Here is a 15,475-nt window from a genome sequence, read left to right as displayed (position 1 = left end):
GGCGCATGCGGGGGTACGGGGGTGAGTGACCCGGCAGGGGTTACGTGAACGCCTCGTCGCGCAGCGCCGCCACCGCCTTCTCGATCCGCCTCTGGCGCGTCTCGGGTTTCTTCGCGCTTTCGATGGCGTGCACGTGCGCCCGCTTGCGGCTGGGCGACAACCGGTCGTAGACCTTGCGGGCGATGGGGTCGGCGTCCAGGGCCCGGGTGAAGTCGTCCGGTTCGACCAGGACCCGGGGTTCGGTGTCCAGGGCGAGTTCCACCTCGACCTCCTCACCGGTCTCGACCCCGGCGGCCTCCCGGTTGGCCTTGCTGAAGCCGATCAGGTGGCGGCCCCGCATGATCGCGAGCCGGCTGTTCCAGGAGTGCCCGTTGACCGTGATGGTCACCGCCGGTCGTTTGCCTCCGTCGAGCTTCTCCACGACCTCCGGAGGAACTTCCAGGCCCCGCATGGGCTCGGGAGGCTCGACGTAGGTTCGGAACTTCATCATCTGCTCCTGTCGACGTGTGCCGGTGCGCGGCGCGACGGTCACTTCCGCGCGTTCGGTGACCGTGCTGGGTCACATCCTGACGGGGGCGGGCGCCCTGGGGGCGGGGTTCGGCGCCATCCGTGTGGCGCAGCGCGGGCCGACGGCCGAAGGCATCAGTGTCAGTCGAACACCGGCTTGCGGTCCCGGGTGCGCTTGAGCTCGAAGAACCCGTCCGTCGCGGTGACCAGCAGCACGCCGTCCCACAGCTTCGCCGCGGCCTCGCCCCGCGGCACCGGGGTGACCACCGGGCCGAAGAACGCGTTGCCGTCCACGGCGATCACCGGGGTGCCCACGTCCTGGCCGACCTGGTCCATGCCGGCGCGGTGCGAGGCGCGCAGCGCCGTGTCGTACTCGGTGGAGTCCATCGCCGCGGCCAGCTCGCCGTCCAGGCCGGCCGCCTCCAGCGCGGCCCGCAGGGTGGCCCGGTCCTTGGGGGCCTTCTCGTGGTGGTAGCGGGTGCCCAGTTCGGTGTAGAGGCGGCCCAGCACCTCGGGGCCGTACTTCTGCTCGGCGGCGATGCACACGCGCACCGGCCCGAAGCCCAGCCCGACGCGGTACTTGTGCGGCACGTCGCGCCCTTCGTTGAGGACGGCGAGACTCATCACGTGCCAGCGGATGGTGAGGGGCCGCTGTCCCGCCACCTCGTGGATCCACCGCGAGGTGATCCACGCCCACGGGCACTGCGGGTCGAACCAGAAGTCGACGGCGCTCACGGTGTGCCGGGGCGTCGAGTCGGCGCTGTCCTGGGGCATCGGCATGTCAGCCTCCTTCGCAAGGATCTGGTGCTGCGGTGGGGTGCGGGCCTGTCATGCCGAGGGGGCGGGGGCAGGGGCGGGCAGCGCGCCGAGCACCTCCTCGGCGGCCTTGAGGGCACTGGCCACGCACTGGCCCACCCCGACCCCGTCGTAGGCGGCGCCGCACACCGCGAGCCCGGGCCGGTCCTTGACCCCGGCGCGGATGCGCGCCACCCGCTCCAGGTGCCCGACCGTGTACTGCGGCACCGCCGCGCCCCACCGGCTGACCCGCGAGTCAAGCGGCTTGCCCACCACGCCGGTGACCTCGGCGAGTTCGGCGGCGGCCAGCGCGACGAGGTCGGCGTCCTCGCGCCCGAGGAGGTCCTCGCCGCCGCTGCCGCCCGCCTGGCAGCGCACGATGTCCACCTCGCCCGCCAGGTGCGGCCACTTCATGGTGGAGAACGTGACCACCTTCAGCGCCCGCCCGTCCACCGCAGGCACCCGGTAGCCGCTGTGCCCCAGGGCGCGCATCGCCGCAAGGGCCTCGCGGGGGAAGGCGAGCGTGATGATCACGGAGCCGGCGTAGGGGATCTCGGCGAGCGCCGTGGCGGCCTGGGGGCTGCCGGCCCCGGCGAGCAGCGGGCCGGCGTGGGCGGCCGGGGTGGCGACGATGACGGCGTCGGCGTCGAGGTGCTCCGGCCCGGCGGCGCCATCCACGCTCACCCGCCAGCCGTGCGCGCGGCGTTCGAGCGCGCGCACCGCGGTCCCGGTGCGCACCGCCGAGCCGGGCGAGGCGGCCAGCAGGCCGTCCGCCAGGACCTGGGGCAGCGAGCCGAGCCCCCGGGCCAGGGTGGAGATGCCGGTGGTGGGCGCCTGCCCCGGCGGCGGCGGAGCGGGCAGCAGCGCCCCGGCCGCCTCGGCGAGCGAGGCGCGCCGGCGCGCGGCGGTGACCAGCGGGGTGAGCGTGGCCTGGAACGACAGCTCCTGGGCGCGGCCGAAGTAGGCGTCGGACAGGAACGGATCCACCAGGCGGTCCACGACCTCATGGCCCATGCGTGCGCCGACGAAGTCCGCCACGGACATATCTCCGTCCCGCTCGCTGCGGGGCAGCGTCAGGTCCTGGCGGGCCCGGGCCATGCCCGCCTCGGACAGGATGCCGGATTGGGCGAGCTCGTCCATGTCGCAGGGCACACCCATGAACTGCCGGTCCAGCGGCGGCCGCAGCTGCTTTCCGCTCCACAGCGCCATCGACTTGGTGCCCGCCGCCACGACCTGGTCCTCCAGGCCGGCCGCCGTGAGCAGGCGGGCGGTCTTGGGCCGCCGGGCATAGGTCGACTCCGCGCCCTCGTCGATGACGACGCCCGCCAGCTCCGACACGGACAGCTGCCCGCCCAGCCGGGACCCGGCCTCAAGGACAGTCACCCGCACCGGCTCCTCGCGCAGGAAGAACGCCGCCGCCAGCCCGGCGACGCCACCCCCGACGACGACCACATGCGGAACCGTGCCCGCCCGAGCCATTCCGTTGTCCGCCATACGACCTGCTCCTTCGTGGATACGGTGTCGCATCAGTTTTGAAGGGGTGTCGATAGTCTCGGTTGAGCGGGAGTGGACCCGAAATCCACTGGATCCAGGGGCACTTGGGGCCCTTTGCGTGTGGCGCCGCACCCGATTCATCCTCAACCCGCCATCGACCGGAGCACTGGACATTCGCTGCGACAACACACCCGGGGAACCCGAAGGAGAGTGGTGGCATGCGGAAGGTCGTGTCCCAGGACGGCACAACGATCGCCTGTCGCAGCACCGGCGACGGCCCGCCCATCGTGCTGATGAACGGCGCGTTCCGCGATCACACCATCTTCGACGCGCTGGTCCCGGAGCTGGCGCCGCACTGCACCACCTACGTCTACGACCGCCGCGGCCGGGGACAGAGCGGCGACGCCCCCCAGTACGCCGTCGAGCGCGAGATCGAGGACCTGGCGGCGGTCATCGACGACGCCGGCGGGCAGGCGGTCGTCTTCGCCGGCTCCACCGGCGCGAACCTGGCCCTCGAAGCGGCCCTGGCCGGCGTGCCGATCACCAAACTGGCGCTGCACGAGCCCTACTTCCGCATCGCCCCCCACCCCAAGCCCCCGGCCGACTGCATGGACACCCTGCGCACGCTGCTCGCCCAGGAGCGGCGCGGCGAGACCGCGGAGTACTGGCTGCGCGAACTGCTGGGACTGAGCCCCGAGACCATCGCCGACTGGCGCAAGGCCCCCCTGTGGGCGACGAACGAGGCCAACGCCCACACCCTGGTGTACGACACGACCATCCTGGGCGACTTCGAGGTGCCCGCCGAGCGCCTGGCCGCCCTGCGCACCCCGGCGCTGGTCCTCAACAGCGACGCGACCGGCGACTGGCTGCGCGACGCGGCCCGGGCGACCGCGACCGTGCTGCCCAACGGCTGGGGGATGCAGCTGCCCGGCTCCTGGCACCGCATCGACACCGACATCCTGGGCCGCGTCCTGGCCGGGTTCGCCACCACCTGACAAACCACTCCGCCGCCGCGGCCGGCGTTACACAACCGGCCGCGGCGGCGGCATGCCCGAACCCTTTTGGCGGCGACGCCGCCCGCCAGGCCCCGGCATCAGGCCACCGGCACGCTCCAGTTGCCGCGCAGCCACGTCTCCAGGTCGACCAGGCCGGGCCGCAGGCGGCGCAGCTCGGCCATGTCGGCGCTGTAGCCCTCGGTGTCGAGCCAGTCGAACATGGCGGCCAGGTCCGGGCGGGCCTGGCGCAGCGGCTCGAAGGAGCGCTGCTCGTAGCGGGCCGGGACACCGGCCACCGTCCCGAACGCCGCAGCGATCTGCGGCCCGGTCAGCTCCGCACCGGCGATCTCGACCTGCCGGCCCAGCCACGCGGCCGGGTCACCGAAGGCGTCCGCGGCGAACGCCCCGATGTCGCTCGTCGCGATCACCTGCACCGGCACCTCGGGACGCAGCCACAGGCCAAGGACCAGCTCGCCGTCCACCAGCCGCGGGCCCAGGTCCAGGAGGACGTCGTAGAACATGGTCGGCCGCAGCACCGTCACCGGCAGGCCGAGCTTGTGGAGGTACTGCTCGATGTTCCACTTGCTCCGGAAGTGCGGGATGACCTCGCAGCGGTCCGCGCCGCCCACCGAGCTGTACACGAAGTGGGCCACGCCCGCCTCGGCGGCGGCGTCGGCCACCGCCCTGCCCTGCCGCTCCTCCGCGGCCACCCCGCCGGGCCCCCGGAACGTCTGGACGCTGAACACCCCCTGCACGCCCCGCATCGCCGCGTCCAGCGACGCCCGGTCCTCCAGGTCGCCGCGCACGAGCACCGCACCCGCCTCGGCGAGCGCACGCGCCGCGGGCGCCTGCGGATCACGCACCAGCGCGTGCACGACCCGCCCCCGGCGCAGCAGCTCGCGGGCCGTCGCACCTCCTTGCCGGCCGGTTCCGCCCAGCACCAGGACCGCTCCGTCTACCGCCACCGTATTCCTCCGTTGTCCATTGCCGCCGACGTCGTCCATTGCCCCACCGACAGGGGTGGTCCCGGCCCGCCGGGAATGCCGCGCACCAGGGCCGGGCCCCCCTTTTTTTTCGTCTGTCGCTCGATCAGGAAGCGGAACCCGCAGTGACACTCGGGTCGAGGATGCGGGAGAACGCGTGGGCGAGCAGGTCCGCCGGGTTCTCGCCGGCGCCCATGCTGCGCCAGGCCACGTGGTTGTCGGGGCGCACCAGGACGGCGCCGTCCCCGGCGACCTCGCGGACGCTCTCCCACACGCCCTCGGCGTCGGTGAACTCCGCGCCCTCGCCGATGCGCACCGCGTGGATGGTCAGGGAGAGCTTCTCCGCCACCTGCGCGGCCGCCTCCACCCACGCGCCGCCGCTCGCCCCGGTGATGAGCACGAACCCGGCCGGGGAGCCGGTCAGGTCGTGGGTGGACAGGCGCCGGCCGTCCTGCTCGAGCCAGGCGTGCGGCAGCCGGTGCCCGGGCCGGGTCGTGGGCCGGTACACATCGCGCATCGCCGTCCTGGCCGGGGGCCGGCTGCCGTCGGGGACGACCGCGCCCTGCTCGTAGTTGAAGCCGATCTCGAAGTCGTGCGCCTGGCAGCCGGCGCGGTGGGTGTCCAGGATCTCCGCGGTCCGGGCCCGCACCACCTCACCGATGGGGGACTGGTCGAAGTAGGCGGCGAACATCCGCTGCCGGCGCTGGGCGGGGGCGTGCGGGCCCAGGCCCACGGTGTCCAGGACGGCCTGGTGGTGGGAGGCCGCCGACACCGCCCAGTCGACGTTGAGCCGGCACACGGGCCGCCGCTCGGCCTCGTAGGTGTCCAGGAAGGCGTCGTCGGCGCGGCCGCCGAGCACCGCGGCCAGCTTCCACGCCAGGTTGTGGGCGTCCTGGATGCCGGAGTTCAGCCCGAGGCCGACGGTGGGCGGCTGGCGGTGCGCGGAGTCGCCGGCCAGCAGCACCCGCCCCTTGCGGTACCGCTCGGCGACCAGCGCCTGCACCGTCCAGTTGGTCACGTGGTGCAGGCTCAGCTCCAGCTCGGGCAGGCCGAGCAGCTGGCGCACCCGGGCCACGACCGACTCCTCGTCGAGCTGGTCGGGGTCCATGGGCGGGAAGTGCAGGACCCACTCCTCGCAGGCCTTGCCCCAGCTGGGTCCCATCTCGATGAGGTTGCTGCACAGATCCGGGTCGTGGGCGTTGAGGAAGTGGGTCAGCAGGGTGCCCTCCTGCCACCACTGCGACAGGTCGGCGGTGAAGTACGCGGTCGTCACGTCCAGCAGGCCGGGCACGCCCTGCATCTCGATGCCCAGGGCGCTGCCCACCGTGCGGCCGCCGTCGGCCCCGATCAGATAGCGGGCGGTGACCGTGGTGCTCTCGCCGGTGGCCCGCTCGCGGATCTCGGCGACCACCCGGTCGCCCTCGTCGGTGAAGGCGACCATCTCGTGGCCGAACAGGACACGTCCGGGGTTACGTTCCTCGGCGGTGCGGCGCAGGATCGGCTCCAGGCGCACCTGCGGCAGCTTGACCGGCATGACGGGGCCTGCCGCCGCGTACCGCTCGCGCAGCGAGCCGCCGCCGAAGGCGTCGATCTCGTGGATGTGCCGGGCGTCCATCGGCCGGTCGCCGGCGAGCGAGGTCAGCCAGCGCAGCTTCCCGAACAGTTCCAGGGGCGCTCCCTGTTCCACCATCGGCCCGTCGAGCCCGTGCTGACGGAAGATCTCCATCGTGCGCTGGTTGAGGTAGTGCGCCTTCGGCACGTGCGCGGTGTCCGCGTGCCGTTCGACGAGCAGGTGGTCCACACCGTGGTCGGACAGGAAGTTGGAGGCGGCAAGACCGCATCCGCCACCGCCCACGATAAGAACCGGAACCTCGACTGCTCCCATTTTCGTCCTTCCGGAAGGTGACAGTCTCACGCTCACGGGGACTGCCGAATGTGCCGGGAATGAAAGGCGACACGGAATGTGTCGTGATCGGCTGTGCATGCTGAACCGCGCATGCTGATCCGAGATGTGCGCGAAGCATGACCAGGGGTTCTCTAGCCCGGGTCGATGACGGGTGGATTGCGCGGGGTGGTTTTTCCCGGGCGGCTCGGCGCCCGGTGCTCAGCTGCGCCGGGCCGCGTCGGCCAGGGCCCGGTGCAGGCGGTCGTCCTCGGTCTGGCCGGCCTCCCACTGCACGCCGAGCGCGAAGGGATGGCCCACCGCCTCGACCGCCTCGACGACGCCGTCGGGCGTGCGGGCGGTGGCGGTCAGGCCGGTGCCGATACGGTCCACGGCCTGGTGGTGGTGGCAGGCGGTCTTGGGGGTGTCCTCGCCGAAGATCCGGGCGACGAGGCTGCCGGCCCTTACGTCCAGGACGTGCCGGCCGAACTCGAAACCGGCGCCCTGCGGGCGGTGGGCGTCGCTGCCGGTGACCTCCGGCAGATGCTGGTGCAAGGTGCCCGCGCAGCGCACATTGAGCAGCTGCATGCCGCGGCAGATGGCCAGCAGCGGCAGCCCTGCCTCCAACGCGGCGCCGATCAGGGCGAGTTCGGCGCGGTCCAGGCCCGGGCCGGCGGCGCGGGTGGTGGGGTGCCGCTCCTGCCCGTACAGAGCGGGATCCACATCCGGGCCGCCCGGGACGAGCAGCCCCTGCAGATTCCCGACGAGCTGCTCGACGCCGGGCCCCAGCGGCAGCACCACGGGAATGCAGCCCGCGGCGGCCAGGAAGTCCACGTGCGACTGGAGCGAGAGGCTCACCACCATGTCGGCGCCCTGCAAGGTGACCGGGACCGTCCGTGCGGTGATCCCGACCACCGGCTTCGCCGACTGCGCTCGCTGTGCTGACTTCATGTCCACCTGTCCCTAGTCCTTGGGGCGGGGCGCCACGTAGACGAAGCCGTCCTCGACCTTCACCCGGTAGGTGGCGATCGGCTGGGTCGCCGGCGGGTTGACGGGCCGGCCGGTGCGCAGGTCGAAGCACGAGCCGTGCAGCCAGCACTCGATCGTGGTGCCGTAGACCTCCCCCTCGGCGAGGGAGACCTCGGCGTGCGAGCACAGATCGCTGACCGCGTACACCGTGTCGTTTCTGCGCACCAGCGCCACCGGTGCGTCCTCGACCTCCACCGCGATCGCGCCGTCGGCCGGGATCTTGTCCACCGGACAAACCTTGATGAAGCTCATCGCTCCCGCTCTCCTCCTGCATCAGGGGTCCGGTATCTCCCGGATCTCACGCGCCGTCAGTCACGTTCCGCCCGGGCTCTCGAGGATGAGCCGAGCAGAAGACGAGGTTCATCGGAGCCCGCGGGCCCCTGCTACCAGGGCACCGGGCCGTCCTCCGACAGGGACGCCCCGCTGGGTCCCGCGGCATCCAGCAGCGCGAGGCGGACCGCGATCACGGCGCCCTGGGCGGGGGTGCGCTGTCCCCGGTGGCCGTTGATGTCCGTGGCCACCACGCCGGGATGGGCCGCGTTGACCTTGACCGGGGTGTCCCGCAGCTCCTTGGCGTAGGCCAGGGTGAGCGCGTTCAGCGCGGTCTTGGAGGACTGGTAGGCGAGCATGTTGACGTGGGCCATCGGGGAGGCCGGATCGGCGTTGAGGGCCAGCGAGCCCAGGTGGCTGGACATGTTGACGATGCGCCCGGCCGGCGAGCGGCGCAGCAGCGGCAGCATCGCGTTGGTCACGGTGACCACGCCGAACACGTTGGTCTCGTACACCTCCCGCAGGTCGTCCGCGGCCGCCTGGCTGGGCGCCCCGGTGAACCCCCCGGCGATCCCGGCGTTGTTGACCAGGATGTCCAGGCGGCCGTAGCGCTGCTCGATGAGGACCGCGGCCCGGGCCACGCAGGCCGCGTCGCGCACGTCGATGTGCAGCGGCACCGCCGTGATGCCGCGGTCCGCCAGCACGGCGCTCGCCTGTTTGCCGCGCACCTCGTCCCTGGCGCCGATCAGGACGAGCACGCCCCGCTCGCCCAACTGCCGTGCGGTTTCCTGCCCGATGCCCTTGTTGGCGCCCGTGATCAGCGCGATCTTGTCGAGGGGCACGTCTGTCATCCCTTCTGTCGTGAAGAGGGGGTAGGGGGTGGATCACCCATGGCGGAACCCGTCGAAGACTCACACAGTTCGACCGGCCCACCCGAGGCCATGGTGAACGCCGGGGATGTTCAACTGCGGCAACGCGCGGTCGAACACCGGCCGCGCACCGCGCCGTTCGCCGCCCCCTTGCAGGACGGACAGCGCGACGGCAGCCTGGTGCACCGGCACTCGCCGCTGCCCGCCCCCCCCGCTCCGCTCACCGCCCCCGCGCATCTGGCCGGGAGGCCCAGGAGCGATGCCGGTGCGGGCCCGACCCCCAGGAGACGCCCCGATGCCACCTCGGATGAACAACCCCTCGCTGGTCGTCGCCGACGCCCTGCAGCCCCTGCTCGACCTGACCAAGGTCATCGGCAAGGTCGGCGTCCCGCAGCGGACGCTCGACCTGATCCGGCTGCGGGTGAGCCAGATCAACGGCCGCGTCTACACCATCCCCGACGACCTGGGGCAGGCCGCCGCGGCCGACACCCGCCTGCCCCAGGTCGCCGAGTGGCGCGAGGCGACCTGCTTCAGCCCCGCCGAGCGCGCCGCCCTGGCGCTGGCCGAGGACGCCACCGAACTCAGCGGCCGCGAGGACGCGGTGCCCGACGAGGTCTGGCAGGACGCGGCCGAGCACTACACCGAGGAGGAACTCGCCTCCCTGGTCATCCACATCGGCCTGGTCAACTGCTGGAACCGCATCAACGTCGCCACCCGGCAGGTGCCCGCACCCTGGCGCTGAACCACCCCCGCCCTCCTCGGCCACCGCCGCCCGGTGACCTGGGCCTGTCACATCTGCGCGCCGCCGGGCGTCATAGCAGTGACGGCCGGCCCCGCACGCCCCCAGCCGACACCCCGCCGCAGGGAAGGAACCGCACCGTGTTGAAGCTCATCAACGCCGGTCTCGGCAGGACCGGGACCACCTCACTCCAGGTGGCGCTGGAACAGCTCGGCTACGGCCCCTGCTACCACATGTTCGACATCGTCGGCGACGAGAAGCGGCTCGAGCAGTGGGAACGCATCGTCTGCGAGGGGCAACAGCCCGACTGGGAGGCGGTGTTCGAGGGGTACGCCTCCGCGGTGGACGGCCCGCCCTCCTTCTACTACGACCAGATCCTCCAGGCGTTCCCCGACGCCAAGGTCGTCCTCACGGTGCGCGACGCGGAGGGCTGGTACGAGAGCACGTACAACACGCTGTACCAGTTCGTCCTGAAGAACCAGCAGACCCCTCCCGAGCAGGGCACCCGGCAGGCCCGCGTCTACCGCATGACCAACGTCATGACCTGGGAGGGGCTGTTCAAGGGCCGGTTCTCCGACAAGGACCACGCCATCGAGGTCTACCACCGCCGCAACCAGGAGATCATCGACGCGGTCCCCGCCGACAACCTCCTGGTCTACGACGTCAAGCAGGGCTGGGACCCGCTGTGCGCCTTCCTGGGCGAAGAGGCGCCGGCAACGGACTTCCCGCACGCCAACACCACCGCGAACATGCGCGAGAGGATGCAGCAGATGGCCGCCGGCGGCCCGCCCGCCCCCGGCAGTCCGTCCGTGCCCGGCAACCCGTCCCAGCCCGGCGGCCCGTCCATACCCGGCGCAGCGCGGTAACACCACTCCCTCTCTTTTCTCCTTTCCCCCGCGGAGAGCCGAATTTCCGGCTGCTCCGCGGGGTTTTTCGTGTTTACGGAACCGGCCCGCCGCACTGGCCCGATACCGCCATTCCAGCCCCGCTCGACCGGCGGTCATTGTTCAACCGTAGTTGTTTTCACGCCACTTCCCGCAGCGGATAGTCTCGCGCCGCCCCCTGGACCCTGCCCGTGAAACACCGGCTTCGCCGGCCTGCCCGAATATCGGCCCGGCGGCGGACCAGCCTCAAGAAGGGGATTACGTGAGGAAGTTCCTAGCAATTACGGCGGCGGCCGCCACTGCCCTGGCGGGAACGGTCGCCGCGGCACCGGCGAAGGCCCCGGCCGAGCGGCCGGTGTCCGGCATCTCCTGGTCGCCCTGCCCGGACAGCGACCCCGTCGTCGGGGGCCTGCTCAAAGGGCTGGAGTGCGGCTCGCTGGCCGTCCCGCTCGACCACGACCGGCCCCAGGGCCGCACCATAGAACTGGCGCTGACCCGCGCCCGGCACACCGCACCCGAGGAGCAGTACCAGGGCATCGTGCTGCTCAACCGCGGCCAGTGGCCCGGCCAGTTCGGCCGCGACCTGCCCACCCGGTTCGCCAAGGGCACCTCCGGGCTGTCCCCGGCCGTCGGCGCCACCTACGACTGGATCGGCTTCGACCCGCGCGGCACCGGCGCCAGCGAACCGAAGATCACCTGCGATCCGGGCTACGTCTGGCCCGGCGCGGCCCGCGCCGACCTGGTCCCCGCCACCACGGCCGAGGAGGAGGCCTGGCGCACCAAGGCCCGCGACTTCGCCGCCAGCTGCGGCCGCGCCCACGGCGCCACCCTCGACCACCTGGGCACCAAGGACGCCGCCCGCGACCTGGACCTGATCCGCCGGGCCCTGGGCCAGGAGCAACTCACCTACTTCGGCTGGGACTACGGCACCTACCTCGGCTCGCTGTACGCCTCGATGTACCCCCACCGGGTGCGCCGCATGGTCCTGGACACCGTGATGCTCCCCGAAAAGGGCTGGTACAAGGACGTCCTCGAACAGAACGCGACCTTCGAGAAGAGCGCCGAGAACTACTTCTCCTGGATCGCCCGGCACGATGCGACCTACCACCTGGGCACCACCGGGGCCGCGGTCGAGGCGAAGTACTACGAAGGCATGGACATGCTCCGCAAGGCGCCCGTCGAGGGCCGGATCGGCCCGGCCGAATACACCGAGATCTTCCTGGTCCCCCTCTACCGCCGCTCCGCCTGGACCGGGCACACCAAGGCCCTGGCCGACTGGGTGCTGCGCAAGGACCCCGCGGGCCTGAAGGCCAGCTTCAACGAACCGGGCTACCCCACGCAGAACAAGCAGGCCATGTACAACGCCGTCCAGTGCAGCGACTCGCCCTGGCCGCGCGACTGGCAGCGCTGGCACACCGACTACTCCCGCCAGTACCGCGCCGGCAACACCTTCCTGACCTGGTACAACGCCTGGTATAACGCGCCGTGCGCCTTCTGGCCCGCACCCGCCGACACACCGCGAAAGATCGGCGCCAAGGACGTGAACGTCCTGGTGGTGCAGGGCCAGCACGTCGCCGGCTCCCCGCTGTCGGGCGCCCGCGCCCTGCACCGGCGCTTCCCCGACTCCCGGCTGCTGGTGGAGCGCGAGGGCTACGAGCACGAGACGTCCCTGTCCCGCAACGCCAACGCCTGCGTCAACGACCTGGTCGGCGCCTACCTCAAGGACGGCAGCCGCCCGGCCGCCACCCGGGGCGCCGACGCCACCTGCCAGGCCGGCCCCCAGCCGGTCCCCACGCCCTAGCCCACGCCCGGAAGGTGCCCGTCCCGCATCCGGAAGTTGTTCTTCCCGCATCCGGAAAGGGCCGCGGGTATCCGGAAGTTGGCCGTCCGCCCGTCGCGTTCAACCGCGTGAAATGCGCGGTTGAACGCCCAAACCACCGGCCCCGCTTATGAATTCATCACCGTCATTGCAGCCGGACATGGTGATGTGTAGTTTGACATCGACGATTCCTCAGCCGTCCCGCGTGGAAGGTCAACAATGGAAACTGGCGTAATAATTGTCGGTGCCGGTCCCGTGGGATTGATGCTGGCCGGTGAACTCCACTTGGGCGGTGTGAATGTCACCGTCTTCGACAAGCTCCCCGCCCCCTGTGGAGAATCCCGCGCGCTCGGCTTCAACCGGCGGGCCGCGGAATCACTGGACCAGCGCGGACTGCTTCCCCGGCTCGGCGAATTCCGGTGGGGCCCGATGGGGCACTTCGGCGGCGTCCGCTTCGACCTCGGCATGCTGGACGAGGACCACAGCGGCGTCCTGGGCCTGTCCCAGGCCCGCACCGAGGCCATGCTGGGCGACCGGCTGGCCGAGCTCGGGGTGCCGGTGCGCCGCGGCCACGAGGTGACCGCGCTGCACGAGCGGCCCGACGGCGTCCAGGTGAGCTTCACCGGACCCCAGGGCCCCGACACGGTGAGCGCCCGCTATGTGGTCGGCTGCGACGGCCCGCACAGCACCGTCCGCACCGCGGCCGGCATCCCCGCCCAGGAGTGGCAGCCCACCCGCGGCATGTACACCGCGGAGATCACCGTGGTGACGCTGCGCCCGCGGCCCATCGGCGAACGCCTGCCCGGCGGCCACATGGTGGTGTGCACCCCGCTGGGCGAGGGCCGCTACCGCATCGTCGTCCACGACAAGGGCCTGTCCCCGCACCAGGACCCCGCCACCCTGACCTTCCCGCGGATCGCCGACGCCTGGCAGCGCCTGACCGGCGAGTCCATCCACCACGCGCAGGCACAGTGGATGTGGTCCTGCAACAACGCGGCCGCCCTGGCCGCCGCGTACCGGCGCGGCCGGGTGCTCCTGGCGGGCGACGCCGCGCACGCGATGCCGCCGCTGGCCGCCTGGGGCCTGAGCGCCGGACTGCAGGACGCGGTCAACCTCGGCTGGAAACTGGCCGCCGTGCTGGGCGGCTGGGCGCCCGAGCACCTCCTGGACACCTACCACGGCGAACGCCACCCGGTCGGACAGCAACTGATCCGCGACGCCCAGGCCGCGTCGATGCTCTACCTCGGCGACGCCGACATGGACCCGCTGCGCGGCGTACTGGGCGAGCTGATGACCCACAAGGACGCGGCCGGACACCTGGCCGGCATCGTGAGCGGCCTGGGCATCGGCTACGACATGGGACCGGGGGAGCACCCCCTGCTGGGCCGGCGCATGCCGCCCCACCACCAACTGACCCGCCCCGACGGCACCTCCGCGCGCGTCGCCGACCTGCTGCACACCGCCCGCGGCGTACTGATCTGCACGGCGGGAGCGGAGGGTGCGGGCAAGGCGGCCCAGCTCGCCGAGGACTGGGCCGACCGCATCGACATCGTCACCGCCACCTGGAGCGACCACCCGGACGCGCCGGAGGCGGTCCTGATCCGGCCCGACGGCTACGTCGCCTGGATTGCCCCGGGCAGCGACAGCGACCTGACCGACGCACTGGCCCACTGGTTCGGCACCCCCCGCGCCACCCACCGAACAGGAGCGTGAGCATGACCAGGGACGTGATAGTCGTCGGCGCGGGCCCGGTCGGGCTGATGATGGCCGGCGAACTGCGCCTGGGCGGCGCCGACGTCGTCGTCTACGAAAAGCTGCCCGCCCCGGCGCGCGAGTCCCGCGGCGCCAGCCTCACCCGGCGCACCGTCGAAAGCTTCGACCAGCGCGGCCTGCTCACCCGGCTCGGCGCGACCGAGCCCGCCGACAGCCACTTCGGCGGCGTGCCCATCGACCTCGGCATCCTGGCGGAGGACCACAGCGGCGCCCGGGGCGTCTCCCAGTTCCGCACCGAGCGGATGCTGGAGGACTGGGTGGGCGAACTCGGGGTGCCGGTGCGCCGCGGCCACGAGGTCACCGCGCTGCACCAGCGGCCCGGCGGTGTCGACGTGACCTTCCAGCACGACCGGGGCCCCGGCCACGACAGCGCCCGCTACCTCATCGGCTGCGACGGCGGCCGCAGCACCGTCCGCAAGCTGGTCGGCATCGACTTCTCCGGCCCCGAACCCACCCGTGGCTTCTACACGGCCGACGTGACCGGCATCGAGACCCGCCGCCGCCGCATCGGCGAGAACCTCCCCGACGGCAGCATGATCATGGCGATGGACCTGGAGGACGGCGTCACCCGGGTCGTCGCCTACGAGCGGGGCATGCGCCCCAAGGACCGCGACTCGCTGTCCTACGCCGACCTGGCCGACGCCTGGCAGCGCCTGACCGGCGAGTCCATCCACCACGGGCAGTGCCGCTGGATCAGCTGCTTCACCGACGCCTCCCGGGTGGCCGCCGAATACCGGCGCGGCCGCGTCTTCCTGGCCGGCGACGCCACCCACGTCCAGCCGCCGGCGATGGCCCAGGGGCTGAGCGTGGGCGTGCAGGACGCGGTCAACCTCGGCTGGAAACTGGCCGCCGTGCTGCGCGGCCAGGCATCCGAAGACCTCCTGGACACCTACCACGGCGAACGCCACCCGATCGGCCGGCAACTGGCGCGCAACGCCCGCGCCGCCATCGAACTGCGCCTCACCGGCCAGGAGATGGCCCCGCTGCGCGCCGTGCTGAGCGAACTGATGACCCACAAGGACGCCGCCGCACACCTGGCCGGCGTCCTCAGCGGCCTGGGCATCCGCTACGACCTGGGGCCGGGGGAGCACCCCGTGCTGGGCCGGCGCATGCCGCCCCACCACGAACTGACCCGCCCCGACGGCACCTCCGCGCGCGTCGCCGACCTGCTGCACACCGCCCGCGGCGTACTGATCTGCACGGCGGGAGCGGAGAGCGCGGGCAAGGCGGCCCAGCTCGCCGAGGACTGGGCCGACCGCATCGACATCGTCACCGCCACCTGGAGCGACCACCCGGACGCGCCGGAGGCGGTCCTGATCCGGCCCGACGGCTACGTCGCCTGGACCGACCCGGGCAGCGACAGCGACCTGACCGACGCACTGGCCCACTGGTTCGGCACCCCCCGCACCACCACTGCCCGGCCGCTCTGACCCGTA

At 72.3% G+C, this 15,475-nt stretch carries 14 protein-coding genes; 6 read left to right on the top strand and 8 right to left on the bottom strand.

Features of this window, described 5'->3' with window-relative positions; translation table 11 throughout:
• Positions 1–40: 40 nt before the first annotated feature.
• From ACH4D5_RS34535 to hemG, 3 genes are all read right to left on the bottom strand, one after another.
• Positions 41–490: a YdeI/OmpD-associated family protein gene (locus tag ACH4D5_RS34535; protein ID WP_398310655.1), complete on the bottom strand. Its 450-nt coding sequence runs from the start codon at positions 488–490 to the stop codon at positions 41–43.
• 158 nt (positions 491–648) lie between these two features.
• Positions 649–1,287 (bottom strand): disulfide bond formation protein DsbA, encoded by a 639-nt coding sequence (locus tag ACH4D5_RS34530; protein ID WP_398310652.1) that lies wholly within the window; start codon positions 1,285–1,287, stop codon positions 649–651.
• Positions 1,288–1,335: 48 nt separating this feature from the next.
• Positions 1,336–2,796, bottom strand: a complete 1,461-nt coding sequence (gene hemG, locus ACH4D5_RS34525) for a protoporphyrinogen oxidase (protein WP_398310649.1) — start codon at positions 2,794–2,796, stop codon at positions 1,336–1,338.
• A 218-nt stretch (positions 2,797–3,014) separates the two neighbouring features.
• On the opposite strand from hemG, the gene ACH4D5_RS34520 reads away from it, so the two are divergent.
• Positions 3,015–3,791 (top strand): alpha/beta fold hydrolase, encoded by a 777-nt coding sequence (locus ACH4D5_RS34520; RefSeq protein WP_398310646.1) that lies wholly within the window; start codon positions 3,015–3,017, stop codon positions 3,789–3,791.
• 98 nt (positions 3,792–3,889) lie between these two features.
• Here ACH4D5_RS34520 and ACH4D5_RS34515 read toward each other — a convergent pair whose 3' ends face one another.
• The 5 genes from ACH4D5_RS34515 to ACH4D5_RS34495 all read right to left on the bottom strand — a co-directional run bounded on the left by ACH4D5_RS34515 (position 3,890) and on the right by ACH4D5_RS34495 (position 8,806).
• Positions 3,890–4,756, bottom strand: coding sequence for an NmrA/HSCARG family protein (locus tag ACH4D5_RS34515; protein ID WP_398310643.1), 867 nt, complete (start codon positions 4,754–4,756; stop codon positions 3,890–3,892).
• Positions 4,757–4,880: 124 nt separating this feature from the next.
• The gene (locus tag ACH4D5_RS34510; RefSeq protein WP_398310640.1) at positions 4,881–6,659 is read right to left on the bottom strand and encodes an FAD-dependent monooxygenase; all 1,779 of its coding nucleotides are present in this window, start codon (positions 6,657–6,659) and stop codon (positions 4,881–4,883) included.
• A gap of 219 nt (positions 6,660–6,878) precedes the next feature.
• Positions 6,879–7,607: a gamma-glutamyl-gamma-aminobutyrate hydrolase family protein gene (locus ACH4D5_RS34505; protein ID WP_398310637.1), complete on the bottom strand. Its 729-nt coding sequence runs from the start codon at positions 7,605–7,607 to the stop codon at positions 6,879–6,881.
• A 12-nt stretch (positions 7,608–7,619) separates the two neighbouring features.
• Positions 7,620–7,937 (bottom strand): Rieske (2Fe-2S) protein, encoded by a 318-nt coding sequence (locus tag ACH4D5_RS34500; protein ID WP_398310634.1) that lies wholly within the window; start codon positions 7,935–7,937, stop codon positions 7,620–7,622.
• A 131-nt stretch (positions 7,938–8,068) separates the two neighbouring features.
• Positions 8,069–8,806, bottom strand: a complete 738-nt coding sequence (locus ACH4D5_RS34495) for an SDR family oxidoreductase (RefSeq protein WP_398310631.1) — start codon at positions 8,804–8,806, stop codon at positions 8,069–8,071.
• A gap of 313 nt (positions 8,807–9,119) precedes the next feature.
• Here ACH4D5_RS34495 and ACH4D5_RS34490 point away from each other — a divergent pair, with 313 nt between their 5' ends.
• The 5 genes from ACH4D5_RS34490 to ACH4D5_RS34470 all read left to right on the top strand — a co-directional run bounded on the left by ACH4D5_RS34490 (position 9,120) and on the right by ACH4D5_RS34470 (position 15,469).
• The gene (locus ACH4D5_RS34490; RefSeq protein ID WP_398310629.1) at positions 9,120–9,566 is read left to right on the top strand and encodes a carboxymuconolactone decarboxylase family protein; all 447 of its coding nucleotides are present in this window, start codon (positions 9,120–9,122) and stop codon (positions 9,564–9,566) included.
• A 137-nt stretch (positions 9,567–9,703) separates the two neighbouring features.
• Entirely contained in the window at positions 9,704–10,429 is a 726-nt protein-coding gene (locus ACH4D5_RS34485) for a sulfotransferase family protein (protein WP_398310626.1), read from the top strand.
• 280 nt (positions 10,430–10,709) lie between these two features.
• Positions 10,710–12,248: an alpha/beta hydrolase gene (locus ACH4D5_RS34480; protein ID WP_398310623.1), complete on the top strand. Its 1,539-nt coding sequence runs from the start codon at positions 10,710–10,712 to the stop codon at positions 12,246–12,248.
• A gap of 237 nt (positions 12,249–12,485) precedes the next feature.
• Entirely contained in the window at positions 12,486–13,979 is a 1,494-nt protein-coding gene (locus ACH4D5_RS34475; RefSeq protein ID WP_398310620.1) for an FAD-dependent monooxygenase, read from the top strand.
• A 2-nt stretch (positions 13,980–13,981) separates the two neighbouring features.
• Positions 13,982–15,469, top strand: a complete 1,488-nt coding sequence (locus tag ACH4D5_RS34470) for an FAD-dependent monooxygenase (RefSeq protein WP_398310617.1) — start codon at positions 13,982–13,984, stop codon at positions 15,467–15,469.
• Positions 15,470–15,475: the final 6 nt, after the last annotated feature.

It is taken from the genome of Streptomyces sp. NPDC018029 (assembly GCF_044327655.1).
GTDB lineage: Bacteria > Actinomycetota > Actinomycetes > Streptomycetales > Streptomycetaceae > Streptomyces.
This window is presented reverse-complemented; position numbering and strand designations above follow the sequence as displayed.

What these genes read in the sequence shown, in the direction of transcription:
- ACH4D5_RS34535 (WP_398310655.1), bottom strand. Translation starts at nt 490, where the DNA reads ATGATGAAGTTCCGAACCTACGTCGAGCCTCCCGAGCCCATGCGGGGC.
- ACH4D5_RS34530 (WP_398310652.1), bottom strand. Translation starts at nt 1,287, where the DNA reads ATGCCGATGCCCCAGGACAGCGCCGACTCGACGCCCCGGCACACCGTG.
- hemG (WP_398310649.1), bottom strand. Translation starts at nt 2,796, where the DNA reads ATGGCGGACAACGGAATGGCTCGGGCGGGCACGGTTCCGCATGTGGTC.
- ACH4D5_RS34520 (WP_398310646.1), top strand. Translation starts at nt 3,015, where the DNA reads ATGCGGAAGGTCGTGTCCCAGGACGGCACAACGATCGCCTGTCGCAGC.
- ACH4D5_RS34510 (WP_398310640.1), bottom strand. Translation starts at nt 6,659, where the DNA reads ATGGGAGCAGTCGAGGTTCCGGTTCTTATCGTGGGCGGTGGCGGATGC.
- ACH4D5_RS34505 (WP_398310637.1), bottom strand. Translation starts at nt 7,607, where the DNA reads ATGAAGTCAGCACAGCGAGCGCAGTCGGCGAAGCCGGTGGTCGGGATC.
- ACH4D5_RS34500 (WP_398310634.1), bottom strand. Translation starts at nt 7,937, where the DNA reads ATGAGCTTCATCAAGGTTTGTCCGGTGGACAAGATCCCGGCCGACGGC.
- ACH4D5_RS34495 (WP_398310631.1), bottom strand. Translation starts at nt 8,806, where the DNA reads ATGACAGACGTGCCCCTCGACAAGATCGCGCTGATCACGGGCGCCAAC.
- ACH4D5_RS34490 (WP_398310629.1), top strand. Translation starts at nt 9,120, where the DNA reads ATGCCACCTCGGATGAACAACCCCTCGCTGGTCGTCGCCGACGCCCTG.
- ACH4D5_RS34475 (WP_398310620.1), top strand. Translation starts at nt 12,486, where the DNA reads ATGGAAACTGGCGTAATAATTGTCGGTGCCGGTCCCGTGGGATTGATG.
- ACH4D5_RS34470 (WP_398310617.1), top strand. Translation starts at nt 13,982, where the DNA reads ATGACCAGGGACGTGATAGTCGTCGGCGCGGGCCCGGTCGGGCTGATG.